Source organism: Shimia sp., assembly GCF_039969785.1.
In the GTDB taxonomy this organism is placed as follows: Bacteria; Pseudomonadota; Alphaproteobacteria; order Rhodobacterales; family Rhodobacteraceae; genus Shimia.
In genome coordinates, this window is the sequence record NZ_JBDVNC010000022.1 from 95,283 (window position 1) to 111,277 (window position 15,995).

Below are 15,995 nucleotides of genomic sequence, written 5' to 3' on the forward strand. Positions count from 1 at the left end.
TCTCGATTGCAGCCGCCTGCAACGCAGACCATACTGCGCCTGCGCGCATGAAAGAGGAAAGTGATCATGATCCCGTCATCGCAAGTTGCCAGATTTGCCAGCGCCCTGCCGTTCTGGCTGTCCCTGCTTCTGATCCCCCTGATCTGGATTGTTGCAGGTCTGGGCAGCTGGTGGGTGCTGCTTGTACCTGCTGCCACCTGGTATCTGTTTTCCATCCTTGACGCGTTCGCCGGGCTGAACCTTGAAAACGCCGATCCCGACACGACCGAAGACGATCTGTACTGGTATCGCTTTGTCACCATGATCTGGCCGGGCCTGCAGTTTGTGACCCTGTTTGGCATGATCTGGTACGCCACACATACCGACCACCTGTCCGTCGGCGCGATGATTGGACTGTTCTTCGGGGTTGGCGTTGTCACCGGCTCTGTGGGGATTGTCTACAGCCACGAGCTGATGCACCAGAAAAACAACACCGAACGCTGGCTCGGTGACATTCTCTTGTCCATGGTGATGTATTCCCATTTTCGCTCAGAACACCTTTTGGTGCATCACCGTTATGTCGCCACCCCGCGCGATCCTGTTACCGCCCGCTACAACGAAGGCTTTCACCGTTTTTTCCCACGCGTCCTGATAAGCTCTCTGAAATCCTCGTTCCGCGCTGAAAAGGACATGCTGGCGCGCAAGGACCTGCGTTGGAGCGATCTGTCCAACCCGTTCTTTCGCTACTGGGCGCTGCAAGGCGTCATGCTGGTGCTGGCGCTGCTGATCGGTGGCTGGATCGGGCTGCTGTTGTTCCTGTGGCAAGCCTATGTTGCCATCTGGCAGCTGGAGCTGACCAACTATGTCGAACATTACGGCCTGACCCGCAAACATCTGGGCGAAGGCAAATATGAACATGTCAAACCACATCACAGCTGGAATGCCGCGCACAAAGCGTCCAATTGGTTGCTGATCAACCTTCAGCGCCACTCGGACCACCATTACAAGCCCGACCGCCGCTTTCCGCTGTTGCAGAACTATACCGAGGCCGAGGCCCCGCAACTGCCTTATGGTTATCCAATCATGACCATGGCCGCCATGATGCCCCCAGTCTGGCGACGCATCATGAACCCGCGCGTGCGCAAATGGCGCGGCATGTATTATCCGGAGATCACCGACTGGACACCCTATTCCAAGGCCAAAACCCCGATGCCACGCTAAAACGGATCAGGCGGATGTTTGACCCTGAGGCCGCTCAAACGCCCAAACCGTAAGCTTGTCTTCGACACCGCGAATGTCCTGATCGGCAAACCGACGCAATCCATCAAGGCATTCGTGCCCGCCTTCGCCGATCACTTCGTCGCGCATGCCGTCGCTGATCACCAATCGCGCGTTCAAGCCGCGGGTCAGCGCCTCAAGGCGCGAGGCCACGTTGACCGTATTGCCCACCACCGCAAACTCCAGCCGGTTCGCGCCAATATCGGCCAGAACCGCAGGGCCATAATGCGCGCCAAACCCCACCCGCAACGGCGGTTGATTGCGGGCAATACGGTCGTCATTCCACGTGTCCAGCGTGTCCATCATATCGCGCACGCAGGCCAGTGCATTAACCGCATCCTGTTCGGTGGGATCAGGGGTGCCAAACGTCGCCATCAATCCATCGCCCAGATATTTGTCCAGCGTGCCACCATGAGCAAACACAGCCGTTTCCATCAGCCCATGAAATTCCCGCAGCGTCTCGATCACATCTTCGGGCCGCCGGGTGGCGGCAAATTCGGTGAACCCGACAATATCCACAAACAACACCGCAATTTCGTGATTTCTGATCTTTTTCAGCGGCTCATCATTGGTCGACAACGCTTCGACCACGTTGGGCGAGAAATAGCGTGACAGGTTCGTGCGTTCGCGCTCCAGCGCTGCGTTCGAGCGCAGCAATCCGTTAAAGCGCCGCACCAGCACCGCCATGCTCAGCGCCACGATCAGAAAAATTGCGATCTCCTGAACCCTAAGCTGCAATTGATAGCTGTTGGGGTCCAGCAAATGCGCCATATCCTGTTGATCCGGCAAGGCTGCGATGACCGCGTCGCTGTATTCCGGCAGCGGATCAACGAACCAAACCGATATGGCCAGACCAATCAGCCAAACGCCTGTCGTCCACGTGCCAATGGCAAGCACCGTGCGCCAGGAATAGGCCAATGCGCCGCCCGCCAGAATCACATAGAAATAGGGGAAATTGTTAAACCGATATTGCATCGCATGCGGCCATGTCTGATCGCTCAGCGGGTTCGGTCCCACCATGCCGTATGTCATCAGAACAAGGTCAAAAAAGATCAGCCCCAGTTCGGCCTTGGACTGCCCCACCTTGCCAACCCGTCGCATAAACCAGCCATTCAGCGCCAAAAGCGCCAGAATACACTCGATATACAGCACCTCGGGGAATGGCACCAGAAACAGCATCAGAACCCCAATGGCCGCCATCGCGACCCAACGCACCTGCACAGCCAGTTCAAGCCCTTCGCGCTTGTGACGTTCCAGAACGGCTTCGGTGTATTGATATTCAGGGCTGCTCTTGTCCGGGAATTCATCCCGACGCCTGCGCGCGAACAAAGAAAGAAGCGGACGCTTCTGAGACATTGGGCCGACCTTTTTTAGTGATCTGCCTTAGATAGTGGCACATCGCGCAGCGTAAAGGTCAAAAAAACCCCGCCGACATGCGGCGGGGTAAGTCAAGGTGCCTGATCTTGAAGTCAGGCTTCAGGCACCGGCGGTATTCTTATTAAAGGTAAGGTTGGGTCATTTAGTTAGGGCGTTCGGCCATCTCGGCCCTGATCTGCTGACGCAGCACATCAATAGGCACTCGTTTGCCATCCTGTTTGAAACACCAGTAGGTCCAGCCGTTGCAGCTTGGCGCGCCTTCCAGATGCGCGCCGACCTGATGGATTGATCCTTTGATGTCGTCGCCAATCAGCGTGCCATCGGCCCGCACTTTGACTTTGTGACGTTTGTTCATCGAAAACAGCTCTTCGCCCGGGCGCAGCATGCCGCGTTCGACCAACTGTCCAAATGGAACACGTGGTTCGGCGCGTTTGCTGACCGACACCTGCAGGGCTTCACGGTCAAACTTGCGTGTGTTCTTCAAGCGTTTTTCGGCAACTTTGCGATAGGCCGCTTCGCGTTCGATCCCGATGAACTCGCGTCCCAGCATCTTGGCCACAGCCCCGGTTGTGCCGGTGCCAAAGAACGGGTCCAGCACCACGTCACCGGGATTGGTCGATCCGACCAGCACCCGATGCAACAGGCTCTCTGGCTTTTGTGTCGGATGCGCTTTGTCGCCGTTGTCGTCTTTCAGACGCTCGTGACCTGTGCAGATTGGCAGCACCCAGTCGCTGCGCATCTGAATGCCTTCGTTCAGGGCCTTCAGCGCTTCATAGTTGAACGTGTATTTTGCGCCCTCAGATTTGGATGCCCAAATCATGGTTTCATGCGCATTGGTGAACCGTTTACCACGGAAATTCGGCATCGGATTGGATTTACGCCACACCACATCGTTCAGAATCCAGTAGCCCTGGTTCTGCAATTCGGCGCCCATGCGGAACACGTTGTGATAGGATCCGATCACCCAGATCGCGCCGTTCGGCTTCAACAGACGACGTGCCGCCTTGAGCCAGGCCCGCGTGAATTTATCATATGCTGCGAAACTGGAAAACTGGTCCCACTCGTCATCGACGGCATCCACTTTGGAATTGTCCGGCCGGTGCAAATCGCCCTTGAGCTGAAGGTTATATGGGGGATCTGCAAAGATCAGATCAATCGAATTCTCGGGCAGACTGTTCATCATTTCGATGCAGTCACCGTCCAGAATCGTGTTGAGTGGGAGCGCGGGTGCGCTCTTCGCTTTGGTCATCGTTTTCATTCTCTGCCTCGTTCACGGCGCTGTTTTTTGTGCGCTCGTTGATTGGGACTAGGATGATTCAAACGCGATTCGGCGTCAAATTCTTTTTTGAATCAAGAGGTTAGTTTTTACTCTTGATACAAGATATTGTGTACAGGCTTGAACGAACGCCTATGATGTGGGGTTACACCCAATTTCAGCAACGCCGCTTTGTGACTTTTTGATGGATATCCGGCGTTTGTCTCCCATCCATATCCGGGAAACTGTTGCGCCAAATCCATCATGATCCCATCGCGGGTGATTTTTGCAACAATTGACGCGGCCGCAATCGACACCGAACGGGCGTCTCCTTTGACAATGGCAGCCGATGGGATTTGCAATCCGCGCGGGATCATATTGCCGTCAATCAACAGATAATCCGGCACGTGTGACAAACCATCGACCGCACGTTGCATCGCCAAATGGCTGGCCCTCAAGATATTGATGTCATCAATCTCTTCCACTGTCGCGTGGGCGACGCAGACATCCGCGCTGGCAAGGATCGCTTCAAACGCGACCTCTCTGCGTTTTGCAGACAACTTCTTTGAATCGTTCAACCCGTCGGGAATGTTGTCAGGGTCCAACACCACAGCCGCCGCCGTGACCGGTCCGGCCAAAGGCCCGCGCCCAACCTCGTCAACTCCGGCAACCCGGCTTGCGCCATGTTCAAACGCGCCGCGCTCAAGTGAAAAATCTGGCATATCCATGCCCCCTGACAATCACGGGCAACGCCTCTTCGCAACTAAAAAACCGGAGGGTTCAAGACCCTCCGGTTCAGCGACCGGTCTGATGCCGGTCTGCTGCTCGATTTTTTTACCGGTTGCCCACGCGGTATCCGCTGCGGTGCATGCAGTTCGCGCCATAGATCGTCTTCCAGCCACGCTGGGTGTTAACCTGACGCTCGCACCCGCCAGGCAGATGGTTCACAGACACGCCAGACCGGTTAAGACATACCCGGCGGAACCCCGTCACGTGTTTGCCGCGCTCAGTTACAAAGTTGCGTTTGCATTGCACCGGCAGGACCAGATTGCGTCGATGCGGATTGGCGCGCCCGGTGTTGCGGGTATTGGGTTTGGTCACATGCTTTGGCTCATACCGGCGTGTCGGTTGAATGACGGCCTTTGGTTTGCTCTTTTTATTGTCGTCTATTGCCTTACCCAGAATAAACAAAGCGGTCGCTCCAATCATCAGCTTAGCGACGTCATCTTCAGTCAGCGCACGCGCACTTGAGGCGGACACCCCAGTCAGCGTCATGGCGGCGGTTATGACTGCGGCGATAAAGGTACGGGTTTTCATGGCTCAGATCCTTTGTACTTGCGAATTGTCCTGACCCGGCTGTCTTGCACCGGGCGGTGTAGCCCAACTTTGCCCTCAACTTAAAAAGCCACGCAATATCAGATGCTTGATATCCGATATCGCTTCCGGAACGACGCTTGGTTATTGAATAACACGCGAATTCAGCGCACAGTCGACACCATGAGATACACATTCAGACATATCGCTCTTGCCGGGGCCATGCTGCTGGCGCTGGCCCTGCCGGATGCGGCGGCGGCGGCTGATTGCTTTGCCGATTACAAAGCCAAAAAAGACAATCCCCTGAAACTGCATTACGGTGTCGTGCAACTGCGTCAGGACTGTTCCAAGGACAGCGCGCGCTCTGAGATCGCCAAACGCATTCGCCGGGACGGCTGGACGCTATTGAATGTGCTTTCGGTATTTGATGCGTCACAGCTTTCGGGAAAGGAATCCAGTGCCGGACACTTCTATCTCCGTTATTGACGCCCGCCGCCACGGCGGGCGCGTTGTGACCTTTGGATTGATCGCCATCGTTACCATTCTCCTGGTGGCGGCGATTGTTCTGGTTCTGACTCTGCCGGACGCCAATGCATTTAACGCGCGCGTTGAACGCTTGTTTCTGGAAAATGACACGCTGACCGGTCAGGCCGAGATCAAGCTCCTGGAAATTCTGGCGCAGTCGGGAACTTCTTTTGCCGATATTCTGGCCAGTTATCGCATGGTGATTCTGGTTTTGCTGGTGTTCGCCACCGGCATGATGATTGCCGCTTTGGTCTTTTTGATCATGCTGGTCACGATGAACCGCCGTATGGCCCAGATCGAACGTGCAGGCATTCAGGTCAATTCCCTGTTGATCAGCCGCGATGAAAAAACCGTCTACCTCAACAATATGGGCTTCAAACTGACCGATGCTGCCATGGAAACCCTGTCCGTTCTGGCCGAGGCGCGCATGGATGACGACGTGTTGTCCGGTATTGAAATTGAATCTGTGATTTCGGGGAAAACCGCGTCAGATTGCGAAGAAGCGGCGGGTGCAACACGCATCAAACGACTGCGGGATTCACTAGGAAACCAGATGGTCAGCGAGCTGTTGGTCAAGAACATTGCCCGCAAGGGATATATGCTGGCGATTGACAAGGACGTGATCCGCGTTCTCTAGGCTGGGAAAATGCGCCACTTTTCCAATAAACTGACCGGCAAGTGGTTGGAATTGGCGCATCAATTGCCATATCTTGAGCCGCTCCAGTATTTATTGAGAAAGGCCGCCCGGTATGGAAGGCTCTCGCTTCGGCGCAAATTCAGGTTATGGCCTCAGAATCGAACCGCTCGACACCACTGTGCGTGTCTGGCACCACGGAAGACTTTTGGCGCAATCCAATCGAGCCAAAGTCATGTACGAAACCCGGCTGCCCCCTCAGGTGTATCTGCCGGCCGAAGACGTGCGCGTTCCCCTGTCCGATCTGACCGATCTGCAAACTTTTTGCCCGTTCAAAGGCACGGCGCGCTACCGCGACATTGAACTGGACCAAACAGTTATCGAAAACGCCATCTGGTCGTATGATGACGCATTGCCGGAAAGCCGCGAAATCAATGGCTTTATTGGCTTCATGCCAAATGACGACATCGAAATCGATCTGGGTGGGACAGAGCTTCAAACTGACGACGAAGGCAATATATCCGGTCCGCTAGTTGACTGGTTGATGCGCGGCGCTGCCTTTCTGGACTCGCCCGAAGATTTTACCAAGGCGCTGTCCGAAAAGATGTTGGAAAGCGGCATCGCGGTGTCCCGGATGAGCGTGCTGATCTGGTCGCTGCACCCGATGACAGCTGGCAAAATATATCTGTGGGAAAAAGGCCAGAATGAGATCACCACCTATGCGCCCACGCACGATGTTTATGACCACCCTTCTTATGTCAACAGCCCGCTCAGCCATGTGGCCGCGGGGTTAGGCGGAGTCCGTCAAAAACTGGACGGCCCTTCAGATCAAATGCAGTTTTCCATCATGGATGAACTGCAACAGGAAGGACACACCGACTATGTCGCCATGCCGTTGATGTTTTCCAACGGGCAGATCAACGTCATGACCCTGACCAGTGATCACCCCAAAGGATTTACCACCGCCAATCTGGGACTGATCTTTGAAATTTCATCGGTCATCAGTCGGTTCTTCGAAGTGTTCATGCAAAAGGAAAATGCGCAATCTCTGTTGGAAACCTATGTCGGACGCCGCTCGGGCGCGCGTGTGCTTGGCGGTGACATCCGGCGCGGTGATGGTGACGAGATCGACGCCGCAATCATGTTCTGCGACCTGCGCGGTTCAACCCGGCTGGAAGAAGAAATGGAACGGGATGACTATATCAACTTCCTGAACCAGTTCTTCGACACCGTCACCGATATTGTGAACGAAAACGGCGGCGAAGTGCTGAAATTCATCGGCGACGCTGTTCTGGCCGTCTTCCCCAAAGGCGAAATTCAGGGCGAAGCGCGGTCCAGCGCGCTGGAGGCAGCAAAAACCATTGTGCGCAGCCTGCACGAGGTCTCCAAAGAAACACAGCTGGACTTTGAATGTTCCATCGGCGTTGCTTATGGGCGCGTGACCTATGGCAATGTCGGCTCTCGGGAACGGTTGGACTTCACTGTTATCGGACAACCCGCCAATATCGCCGCGCGCTTGGGTGATTTCGGCAAAAAGATCGGTCGTCGGATTGTCGTGACCCAAGACGTCGCCGAATTTGGCGACACCGCCGAACCGCTTGGGGACATTGCCTTGCACAACGTCTCTGTGCCGGTCACGAGCTATGCGGTTTCTGCAAACAGTTGAAACAATTCCGGCAAGCCGTCGCCGCCCCGACATCCCGCCTCTCTTGACGCGCAGAGTTTTAAGGGGAAGAAGGAGCTAAATTCCGCCTGCCGGTCCGAAGTGCCCGGTGGGTGCCTTTAAAGGTGCCGCAATGAACGTGCCCGTCATCTCTATTGTCGTTCCGGCCAGGAACGAAGAGGCCAGCCTGCGAACTTTGACAGGCGGGATTCAGGCGGCGTTTGCCGGGGCGGAGCACCCGATTGAAATCATCATCGTCGATGACGGATCAGAAGACGGCACCCTTGCCACGCTGCACCAGCTTCAGGCAGAAATGCGCAACTTGCGCGTGCTCAGCCACGCGCGGTCGGGCGGTCAAAGCGCGGCGGTGCATTCCGGTGTTCTGGCGGCGCAGGGGCGCTTCATCTGCACATTGGACGGCGACGGGCAAAACCCGCCATCCGAACTGCCCGGTCTTGTTGCGCCATTGCTGGCCGCGACCCCCGCTTCCAGACTGGGTCTGGTCGCCGGACAGCGGGTCAATCGGCAGGATACTTTGTCCAAGAAATTGGCTTCCAAAGCCGCGAACGGCATCCGGTCCTTTGTGCTCAAAGATGAAACCCGCGACACCGGTTGCGGACTCAAGGCCTTTCGCCGCGACGCCTTTCTGGAACTGCCCTATTTCGATCACATGCACCGCTATTTGCCTGCCCTGTTCACGATGAACGGCTGGCGGGTCGAGCATGTCGATGTCAGCCACGAAGCGCGTCATTCGGGCCACTCCAACTATTCCAACCTGCAACGCGGGCTGGTTGGTGTCGTTGACCTTCTGGGCGTGGCATGGTTGATCCGGCGCCGGAAAAAGACACAAGCCACTGAACACAACGGAGCGAGCTGATGGAAGCGCTGCTTTCCTTTCTCAAAGTCGACAGCTGGTTGGAATTCTGGTGGGTGATGTTCGGGCTGCTTGGCCAGCTGATGTTTTCCGGCCGCTTTATCGTACAATGGATCGCCTCGGAAAAGGCGCACCGTTCGACCGTACCGGTGGCCTTTTGGTATTTCTCAATGGGTGGCGGTGTGATCCTGTTCAGCTATGCCGTTTATCGCGCTGATCCGGTGTTCATTCTTGGCCAATCCCTTGGCTTGTTCATCTATTCGCGCAATCTGTTTTTGATCTATCGCGAACGCCGCGAAAATGCTGCACGCTGAATCTCACGCATGGATCAAACCTGCACTGATCGGTGTTGGTCTGGTTACGTTGCTGCGGGTTGTTGCTCTGTGGGGCAGCCCAACCGACCTTTATGTCGACGAATCCCAGTATTGGATTTGGGGCCAGGCGCTCGATTTCGGGTATTATTCCAAGCCGCCAATGATCGGCTGGGTGCTGCGGTTCTTTGATGAACTTGTCCCGGTGCGCAACGCGTTCAGCGTGCGCCTACCCGCCCCTCTGTTTCACAGCGCCACCGCCCTGATCCTTGGCGCATGGGCACAAAGCCTTGCCCCATCGCATCGGCTGGCGGGGTTTTGGGTGGCAATGGCCTATCTCAGCCTGCCCATCGTCGCCGTCGGAAGCTTTCTGATCTCAACAGACACCATCATGGCGCCGTTTCTGGCGGGAGCGTTGTTGTTCTACTGGCGTATCGGCACGAGCGGCACCGCACGCGACGCGATCTTTGGCGGGCTGCTACTGGGCTGCGCATTCCTGTCCAAATACGCCGCCATCTATTTCCTGCACGGCGCCCTGATCGCCTATGCCATCTATCCCTCGATGCGCCCGCGCGCAGGCCATCTGGCGCTTTATGTACTCGCATTTCTACTGGCCGCTTCGCCCAATATTTTGTGGAATATCGCGAACGACCTAACCACGGTCAGCCATACCATGGACAATGCCGCGTGGCTCAAGGCCGAAAGCGCCGGCCCCCAGCCCAGCCTGCCCCGCATGATCCAATTCATCGCCAGCCAGTTTCTGGTCTTTGGGCCTGTGTTCATGGTGTTCTGGTTGCTGGCTTTGCGCGCGCCCGCAACAGGGCCGCAACGTGCTTTGATCTGGTTTTCAATCCCCGTCTGGACGATCGTGCTGATACAGGCCCTGCTGTCACGCGCCTATGCCAATTGGGCGTTTGCCGCCATTCCCCCGGCCACCATCGCGGCCATGCTCTGGGCACTGGACACCCACCGCCACCGCAGCATGTGGGCCGGGTTCGCCCTGAACATGGTGGTCTGCCTCGCTATTCCGATTGTGACCCTGTTCCCCAATCTGATCCAAGACGGCAAAGGCCAGCCCTTGGCCAAACGTTATGTCAATGTCGCCGACCTGACCCATGACGCAATGGCGCTGGCCCGCGCCAATGACATGACCACCATCGTGGCCCAAAATCGCGGCATTCTGGCGGATTTCTTTTTCACCGGATCTGACAGCGATATGGTGTTCTATTCCGTGCCACCCAAGGGCGCGCCGCATCACTATTACGAACAGAAAAAGGCGTTGCCGGATGAGTATTCCGGGCGTGTCCTGTTTGTCAGCCACGACCCGGAATTGACTTGTGACGGTATAGCCATGACGCCGGTGACGGACCTGTCTCAGGACATCGGCACGTGGGCGAACATGACATTGCCCGCCTTTATCGTGGACGCAGCATGTCTGAGATGACACCAAACCGCAAAGCTCTGCGGGACTGTGTGATTATCACCGTGGTTCTGGCCATGGTCTTTACCTCATGGCCCGCGCTCGACCTCTTTGTGTCCGGGCTGTTCTTTGCAGATATTCATGGTTTCTGGATCGCCCGCATCTCCGCCGTGCAAACATTGCGCGAACTGGTCTGGGGGCTGATTATACTGGTATTTTGCGTCGCCCTGATCGCCCTGATATTCTCCAGGATATTCCGAACCACGGCGCCTGTGCTGAACAAGGTCTGGGAGGTCGTCGTGCTGACCTATCTGCTGGGGCCGATCTTGCTGGTGGATGCTGTTCTCAAAAGCTTTTGGGGACGCGCCCGCCCGGCCAATGTGGCTGAGTTTGGCGGATCACAGCCTTTCACCCCGCCAGTCGTTATGTCGGATCAATGCGTGGATAATTGTTCGTTCGTTTCCGGCGAAGGATCAGGCGCGACCGCCATGCTGATTTCGGTACTGCTGATCACACGTAACATGGCGCCCGGGCGCTACACGCAGCTTGTCACGCATATTGTTATTGTCATGGCAACGCTTGGGTTGACCTTGCGCATTCTGATGGGGCGTCATTTCCTGTCGGATACGCTGTTTGCCATGTTGTTTGTCACGCTGATCGCACTCGGCCTGCTGCAACTCAAACGCTACCGGTCTTTGCGCCTCTTCTGACGTCACAGACGGGATGAAAACGCCGCTACAACCTGTTCGTAAACCGACCGCTTGAACGGCACGATATTGGCCACCAATTCGTCCGCAGGCAGCCAGCGCCATTCAGAAAACTCGGGATGGTCTCCGTCAATCCTGACCTGATCGTCCCGGCCATGAAACCGCAGTAGATACCACTTCTGTTCCTGCCCCTTGTACCGGCCCTTCCAGATGCGCGGCACAATATCATGCGGCAGGTCGTAGGAAATCCAACCCTCGGTCTCGGCTTCAACTGTGACCAGATCGCGGGACACGCCGGTTTCCTCTTCCAACTCGCGCAGCGCGGCCTCTTGCGCGGCCTCGCCCTTGTCGATCCCACCTTGTGGCATCTGCCAGGCGGCCACGTCGCTGTCCAACCGCTGTCCGACAAAGGCATGCCCATCCGCGTTGACCAGCATCACACCAACATTGCGCCGATAAGGCAGTTTTGAAATCTCATCCGGGGTCATGTCTGCGGGCTCCTTGGATCAACCGGATCAAGTCCTAACCAAGCGCCGCACGCGGTGCAATGCCAATGGCGGTGCCTAACGACAAAAGGGGCGCCCGGTCGGACGCCCCTTTTCTAATGTCACGCAATTGCGTGGGTTATTCTTTTGGACCCAAGGCCGACAAACCCTTGAGGATGTCGATGGCATAGGCCAGCTGGTAATCCTCTTCCCGAAGCTCGGCCGCGTCTTCGGCTTTGGCGCGGTCTTCTTCGATCTGACGGATTTCGTCTTCGGTCAGGCTGTCATTGTTCAGGCTGCCACGCAGATCGGCTTCACCGCGAATACGCTGGTTGTTGGCCTCTTCCTCGTCCTCGGTTGTGGTCGGATTGCGTCGTGGCTGTTCTACTACGATGTCCGGGCTAACGCCCAGCGCCTGAATGGACCGTCCCGAAGGCGTGTAATACCGCGACGTGGTCAGACGCATCGCGCCTTCGCCACGCAAAGGCATCACTGTTTGTACTGAGCCTTTACCAAAGCTCTTGGTACCCACAACGATGGCACGGCGATGATCCTGCAAAGCTCCGGCGACAATTTCCGATGCCGATGCAGACCCACCATTGATCAGCACCACAATTGGTTTGCCTTCGGCCAGATCGCCCGGCTCTGCGTTATACCGCTCACCATCCTGAGGATCGCGCCCGCGTGTCGAAACAATCTCGCCTTTTTCAAGGAAGCTGTCAGACACCATAATCGCCTGATTCAACAGACCACCCGGGTTGTTGCGCAGATCAAGAACAATGCCGTTCACATTGTCCATGCCGCCCAGCTCTTCGACCTGTTTCTTGAAACCGGCTTCAAGGTTGGGGGTTGTCTGGTTGTTAAACGTGGTTACCCGCAGAACAACTGAATCGCCCACTGTCCGTGTCCGCACCGCCGTCAGCTTGATCGTGTCGCGAATGATCGACACGTCAAACGGTTCCGGCTCGCCTTCCCGGACCACGGTGATAATGATCTCTGACCCCACAGGGCCGCGCATCATTTCGACCGCCTGATCCAGCGTCAGGCCCAACACGCTTTCATTGTCGACATGCGTGATGAAATCCCCGGCTTCGATCCCGGCTGCATCTGCAGGCGTGTCGTCAATCGGCGACACCACTTTTACAAACCCGTCTTCCTGCGTCACTTCGATGCCCAGACCGCCAAACTCACCGCGCGTCTGCACGCGCATGTCTTCGGCATCGTCCGGCGACAGATAGCTGGAATGCGGATCAAGCGAAGTAAGCATCCCGTTGATCGCTGCTTCGATCAGATCAGCCTCGTCCACTTCTTCGACGTATTGCGCGCGAATGCGTTCGAAAATATCGCCAAACAGATCGAGCTGCTCATAGACATTGACCTTGCGTTCAGTCTCTTGCGCCAAGAGCGGCCCAGCGATCTGCGTCGTGACAAGCAGACCGGCCACCACACCACCTGCGGCGGCAGCTAAGAATCTCTTCATAGGTTATCCATCCTTGTTGGTTCGGAACCACGTTTCCGGGTCCACAGGCGATTTGCCTTCTCTGACTTCTATATAGAGCGTTTCTGTACGGTCATGACCAGAGCCATCACTCGACTGTGAGAGGATGGCACCGATTTCCGGATCATTTCCGCCCATCAATCCCACTGGTGACCCTTCGGGCAGCACTTGCCCGGCCTCGCCATAGACCTGTTCCATACCCGCCAGCACAAAAAGCAGGCCTGGCTGTGGTTCAAGGATCATCACGTTGCCATAATCCAGCAATGGCCCAAGATACCGGATCGTTGCCGCCGTGGGTGACACCACCAGCGCATTGGGACGTGTGGCCAAAACCAACCCCGGGCGTTTGATCCCGGCGGCATCGGCCTCTCCGGCACGCCGCAGCACCTGTGATTCGACCGGCAGGGCCAGAATGCCCTTGAACGCTGTGGCATCCGGCAGATCAATCTCGGCCATACCATCGACCTGCAAATCAACAAGCGCGCTGGCAAAACCTTCCAACGTTTCGGTCGACGCGATCAGCAATGCGGTTTGAATCGGATCTTCGGCATATCGCAGCGGCAGGTCAGTCCGGTCGGCAATGGCCTTGCTCAACTCGGTGCGCGCATCCTGAACGCCTGCCAGACCTTCTTGCAGCGTTTCCGCAGCCCCTTCCTGCAAACTGCGCAGGATCACAACCTCTTCAAGATCACGGCGCAATTGCGCAACCTCGGCCTCCAAGGCAGGCGTCACATCTGCGAGTATCATCCCGGCGCGTGCTGTGCCCTCTGGCCCTGCCGGATGCAGCAACATCACAGGTGGCGGCCCTGATCCAATAGACTGCAATGCGCCCAACAGCCGTGCAATTTCGCTCTCCTGTGCCTTCAACTGGCGATCCAGCTGGGCCTCGCGAATGGCCGCACGGCGCAATCCCGCGCGCAACGCGGTCAACCCGGACTCATAGGCATGCACAACTTCGGTCAACGCCTTGACCCGGTCGCGTGCGCTGCCCGCCTGCGCCAAAGCGACGCTCGCGCCTTCCAGCTGATCCGCCGCATCCCGCGCCGACGTCGCCGGATCAGTTTCAGCGCGGGCAAGACCCGCGATCAAAACCAATGGCAACAACAGCGCAATACGTTTCATCGTATAATCAGGCTCTCTCCGGTCATTTCTTCGGGCTGGTCCAGCCCCATCAGGTCAAGCAACGACGGCGCCAGATCGGCCAACCGACCTCCCGCGCGCAGCGTCGCGCCTGTGGGGCCATTCACCAGAACCACCGGCACCGGATTGGTGGTGTGCGCCGTGTGTGGTCCACCCGTCACCGGGTCTACCATGGTTTCGCAATTGCCGTGATCGGCGGTGACAATCATCGCACCGCCTACCTTTTCCAACGCGGCCTGCACCGCTGTCAGCCCCTGATCAACGGCTTCGCACGCCCGCATCGCAGCCTCAAGGCTGCCCGTATGGCCCACCATGTCCGGGTTGGCAAAATTGGTTACGATCAGATCGTAACCATCCTCGATCGCCCCGACAAAATGTTCGGTCACTTCTCCTGCTGACATCTCGGGCTGCAGATCATAGGTCGCCACCTTGGGTGATGCCGCCATATAGCGGTCTTCGCCGGCCACTGGCGCTTCCTTGCCGCCATTCAGAAAGAACGTGACATGCGGATACTTCTCGGTTTCCGCCAGATGGAACTGGCGCAAACCCTTTTTCGCGACCCACTCGCCCAGCGTATTGACAATTTCCTGCTTGGGATAGGCGCTGGTCATATAGGCATTATGCGCCTCGGAATAATCCACCATGCCCAGCAATCCCGCCCATTGCGGGCGCACACCAACATCAAATTCCGCAAACGCGGGCTGTCCAATCGCTGCAAGGATTTCGCGGGCGCGATCTGCCCGGAAATTCAGGCAAAAGAACCCGTCGCCTTTCTTTGCGCCGTCATAATCACCGACCACTGAAGCCGTGATAAACTCATCCGTTTCCGACCGCGCATAGGCTTCCTCTATGGCCGCCTGCGCCGTTTCAACCGCCAGCCCCGTGCCGTTGATCCATGCGGCATAGGCCTGACTGACACGCTCCCAACGATTGTCCCGGTCCATGGCGAAATAGCGCCCGGTCACGGTGCCAATGCGCGCGCCCTCAGGCAGTCCGGCGTTCAGCGTCTCCAGATAGGTCAGCGCAGATTTTGGCGCCACATCGCGCCCATCGGTCACCGCATGCAATACCACCGGCACACCGGCACTGGCAACGGCACGAACAGCCGCCAGAATATGGGTGATATGCCCGTGCACCCCGCCATCCGAAATCATGCCCATCAGATGCGCCGCACCACCGGTTTCTTTCAACCGGGCCACAAATGCCAATAACGCGTCATTTTCGAAAAACGAACCGTCTTCAATGGCCAGATCGATCTGCCCCAGATCCATCGCGACCACGCGCCCAGCGCCGATATTGGTGTGCCCCACCTCGGAATTGCCCATCTGCCCGCTGGGCAAACCCACATCCGGGCCGTGCGTAATCAGCGACGCATTGGGACAATCGGTCATCATCGCGTCAAATGTCGGGGTTTGGGCCAGCAAGGGCGCGTTGTCATCGCGGCGCTCGGACAATCCCCATCCATCCAGAATGCACAGAACAACAGGCTTGGGCGTGGTCATGGAATTCTCCCGTATGAAATCCGGGGCGTTCTA

The 15,995-nt window shown here is 57.0% G+C and carries 16 protein-coding genes; 8 read left to right on the plus strand and 8 right to left on the minus strand.

Annotation, left to right across the window (positions count from 1 at the left end; translation table 11 throughout):
* Positions 1-66: 66 nt before the first annotated feature.
* Positions 67-1,200, plus strand: coding sequence for an alkane 1-monooxygenase (locus tag ABJI08_RS11745; protein WP_348402028.1), 1,134 nt, complete (start codon positions 67-69; stop codon positions 1,198-1,200).
* Between the two features lie 6 nt (positions 1,201-1,206).
* Here ABJI08_RS11745 and ABJI08_RS11750 read toward each other — a convergent pair whose 3' ends face one another.
* The 4 genes from ABJI08_RS11750 to ABJI08_RS11765 all read right to left on the minus strand — a co-directional run bounded on the left by ABJI08_RS11750 (position 1,207) and on the right by ABJI08_RS11765 (position 5,206).
* Positions 1,207-2,613: an adenylate/guanylate cyclase domain-containing protein gene (locus ABJI08_RS11750; protein ID WP_348402029.1), complete on the minus strand. Its 1,407-nt coding sequence runs from the start codon at positions 2,611-2,613 to the stop codon at positions 1,207-1,209.
* 163 nt (positions 2,614-2,776) lie between these two features.
* Positions 2,777-3,892 carry a site-specific DNA-methyltransferase gene (locus ABJI08_RS11755; RefSeq protein ID WP_348402030.1) on the minus strand — a complete coding sequence of 372 codons (1,116 nt, stop codon included), beginning with the start codon at positions 3,890-3,892 and terminating at the stop codon, positions 2,777-2,779.
* Between the two features lie 107 nt (positions 3,893-3,999).
* A complete protein-coding gene (locus tag ABJI08_RS11760) occupies positions 4,000-4,617 on the minus strand; it encodes a ribonuclease HII (protein ID WP_348402031.1) in 618 nt (205 codons plus the stop codon).
* A 106-nt stretch (positions 4,618-4,723) separates the two neighbouring features.
* Positions 4,724-5,206 (minus strand): hypothetical protein, encoded by a 483-nt coding sequence (locus ABJI08_RS11765; RefSeq protein ID WP_348402032.1) that lies wholly within the window; start codon positions 5,204-5,206, stop codon positions 4,724-4,726.
* A gap of 180 nt (positions 5,207-5,386) precedes the next feature.
* On the opposite strand from ABJI08_RS11765, the gene ABJI08_RS11770 reads away from it, so the two are divergent.
* The 7 genes from ABJI08_RS11770 (at position 5,387) to ABJI08_RS11800 (ending at position 11,340) form a co-directional block, all read left to right on the plus strand.
* Entirely contained in the window at positions 5,387-5,689 is a 303-nt protein-coding gene (locus ABJI08_RS11770) for a hypothetical protein (RefSeq protein ID WP_348402033.1), read from the plus strand.
* The gene (locus tag ABJI08_RS11775; RefSeq protein WP_348402034.1) at positions 5,661-6,365 is read left to right on the plus strand and encodes a hypothetical protein; all 705 of its coding nucleotides are present in this window, start codon (positions 5,661-5,663) and stop codon (positions 6,363-6,365) included. The genes ABJI08_RS11770 and ABJI08_RS11775 overlap by 29 nt, the downstream gene beginning before the upstream one ends.
* A 112-nt stretch (positions 6,366-6,477) precedes the next feature.
* Positions 6,478-8,028 (plus strand): DUF427 domain-containing protein, encoded by a 1,551-nt coding sequence (locus ABJI08_RS11780; RefSeq protein WP_348402035.1) that lies wholly within the window; start codon positions 6,478-6,480, stop codon positions 8,026-8,028.
* Between the two features lie 130 nt (positions 8,029-8,158).
* Positions 8,159-8,902: a glycosyltransferase family 2 protein gene (locus ABJI08_RS11785; RefSeq protein WP_348402036.1), complete on the plus strand. Its 744-nt coding sequence runs from the start codon at positions 8,159-8,161 to the stop codon at positions 8,900-8,902.
* Positions 8,902-9,213: a lipid-A-disaccharide synthase N-terminal domain-containing protein gene (locus tag ABJI08_RS11790; protein WP_348402037.1), complete on the plus strand. Its 312-nt coding sequence runs from the start codon at positions 8,902-8,904 to the stop codon at positions 9,211-9,213. The genes ABJI08_RS11785 and ABJI08_RS11790 overlap by 1 nt, the downstream gene beginning before the upstream one ends.
* Positions 9,200-10,654: a glycosyltransferase family 39 protein gene (locus tag ABJI08_RS11795; protein WP_348402038.1), complete on the plus strand. Its 1,455-nt coding sequence runs from the start codon at positions 9,200-9,202 to the stop codon at positions 10,652-10,654. The genes ABJI08_RS11790 and ABJI08_RS11795 overlap by 14 nt, the downstream gene beginning before the upstream one ends.
* The gene (locus tag ABJI08_RS11800; protein WP_348402039.1) at positions 10,642-11,340 is read left to right on the plus strand and encodes a phosphatase PAP2 family protein; all 699 of its coding nucleotides are present in this window, start codon (positions 10,642-10,644) and stop codon (positions 11,338-11,340) included. The genes ABJI08_RS11795 and ABJI08_RS11800 overlap by 13 nt, the downstream gene beginning before the upstream one ends.
* Positions 11,341-11,342: 2 nt before the next feature.
* Here ABJI08_RS11800 and ABJI08_RS11805 read toward each other — a convergent pair whose 3' ends face one another.
* From ABJI08_RS11805 to gpmI, 4 genes are all read right to left on the minus strand, one after another.
* Positions 11,343-11,825 carry an RNA pyrophosphohydrolase gene (locus ABJI08_RS11805; RefSeq protein ID WP_348402040.1) on the minus strand — a complete coding sequence of 161 codons (483 nt, stop codon included), beginning with the start codon at positions 11,823-11,825 and terminating at the stop codon, positions 11,343-11,345.
* Between the two features lie 136 nt (positions 11,826-11,961).
* Positions 11,962-13,302, minus strand: coding sequence for a S41 family peptidase (locus tag ABJI08_RS11810; protein ID WP_348402041.1), 1,341 nt, complete (start codon positions 13,300-13,302; stop codon positions 11,962-11,964).
* Positions 13,303-13,305: 3 nt separating this feature from the next.
* Entirely contained in the window at positions 13,306-14,442 is a 1,137-nt protein-coding gene (locus tag ABJI08_RS11815) for a peptidoglycan DD-metalloendopeptidase family protein (RefSeq protein ID WP_348402042.1), read from the minus strand.
* Positions 14,439-15,962 carry a 2,3-bisphosphoglycerate-independent phosphoglycerate mutase gene (gene gpmI / locus ABJI08_RS11820; protein ID WP_348402043.1) on the minus strand — a complete coding sequence of 508 codons (1,524 nt, stop codon included), beginning with the start codon at positions 15,960-15,962 and terminating at the stop codon, positions 14,439-14,441. The genes ABJI08_RS11815 and gpmI overlap by 4 nt, the downstream gene beginning before the upstream one ends.
* Between the last annotated feature and the right edge of the window lie 33 nt (positions 15,963-15,995).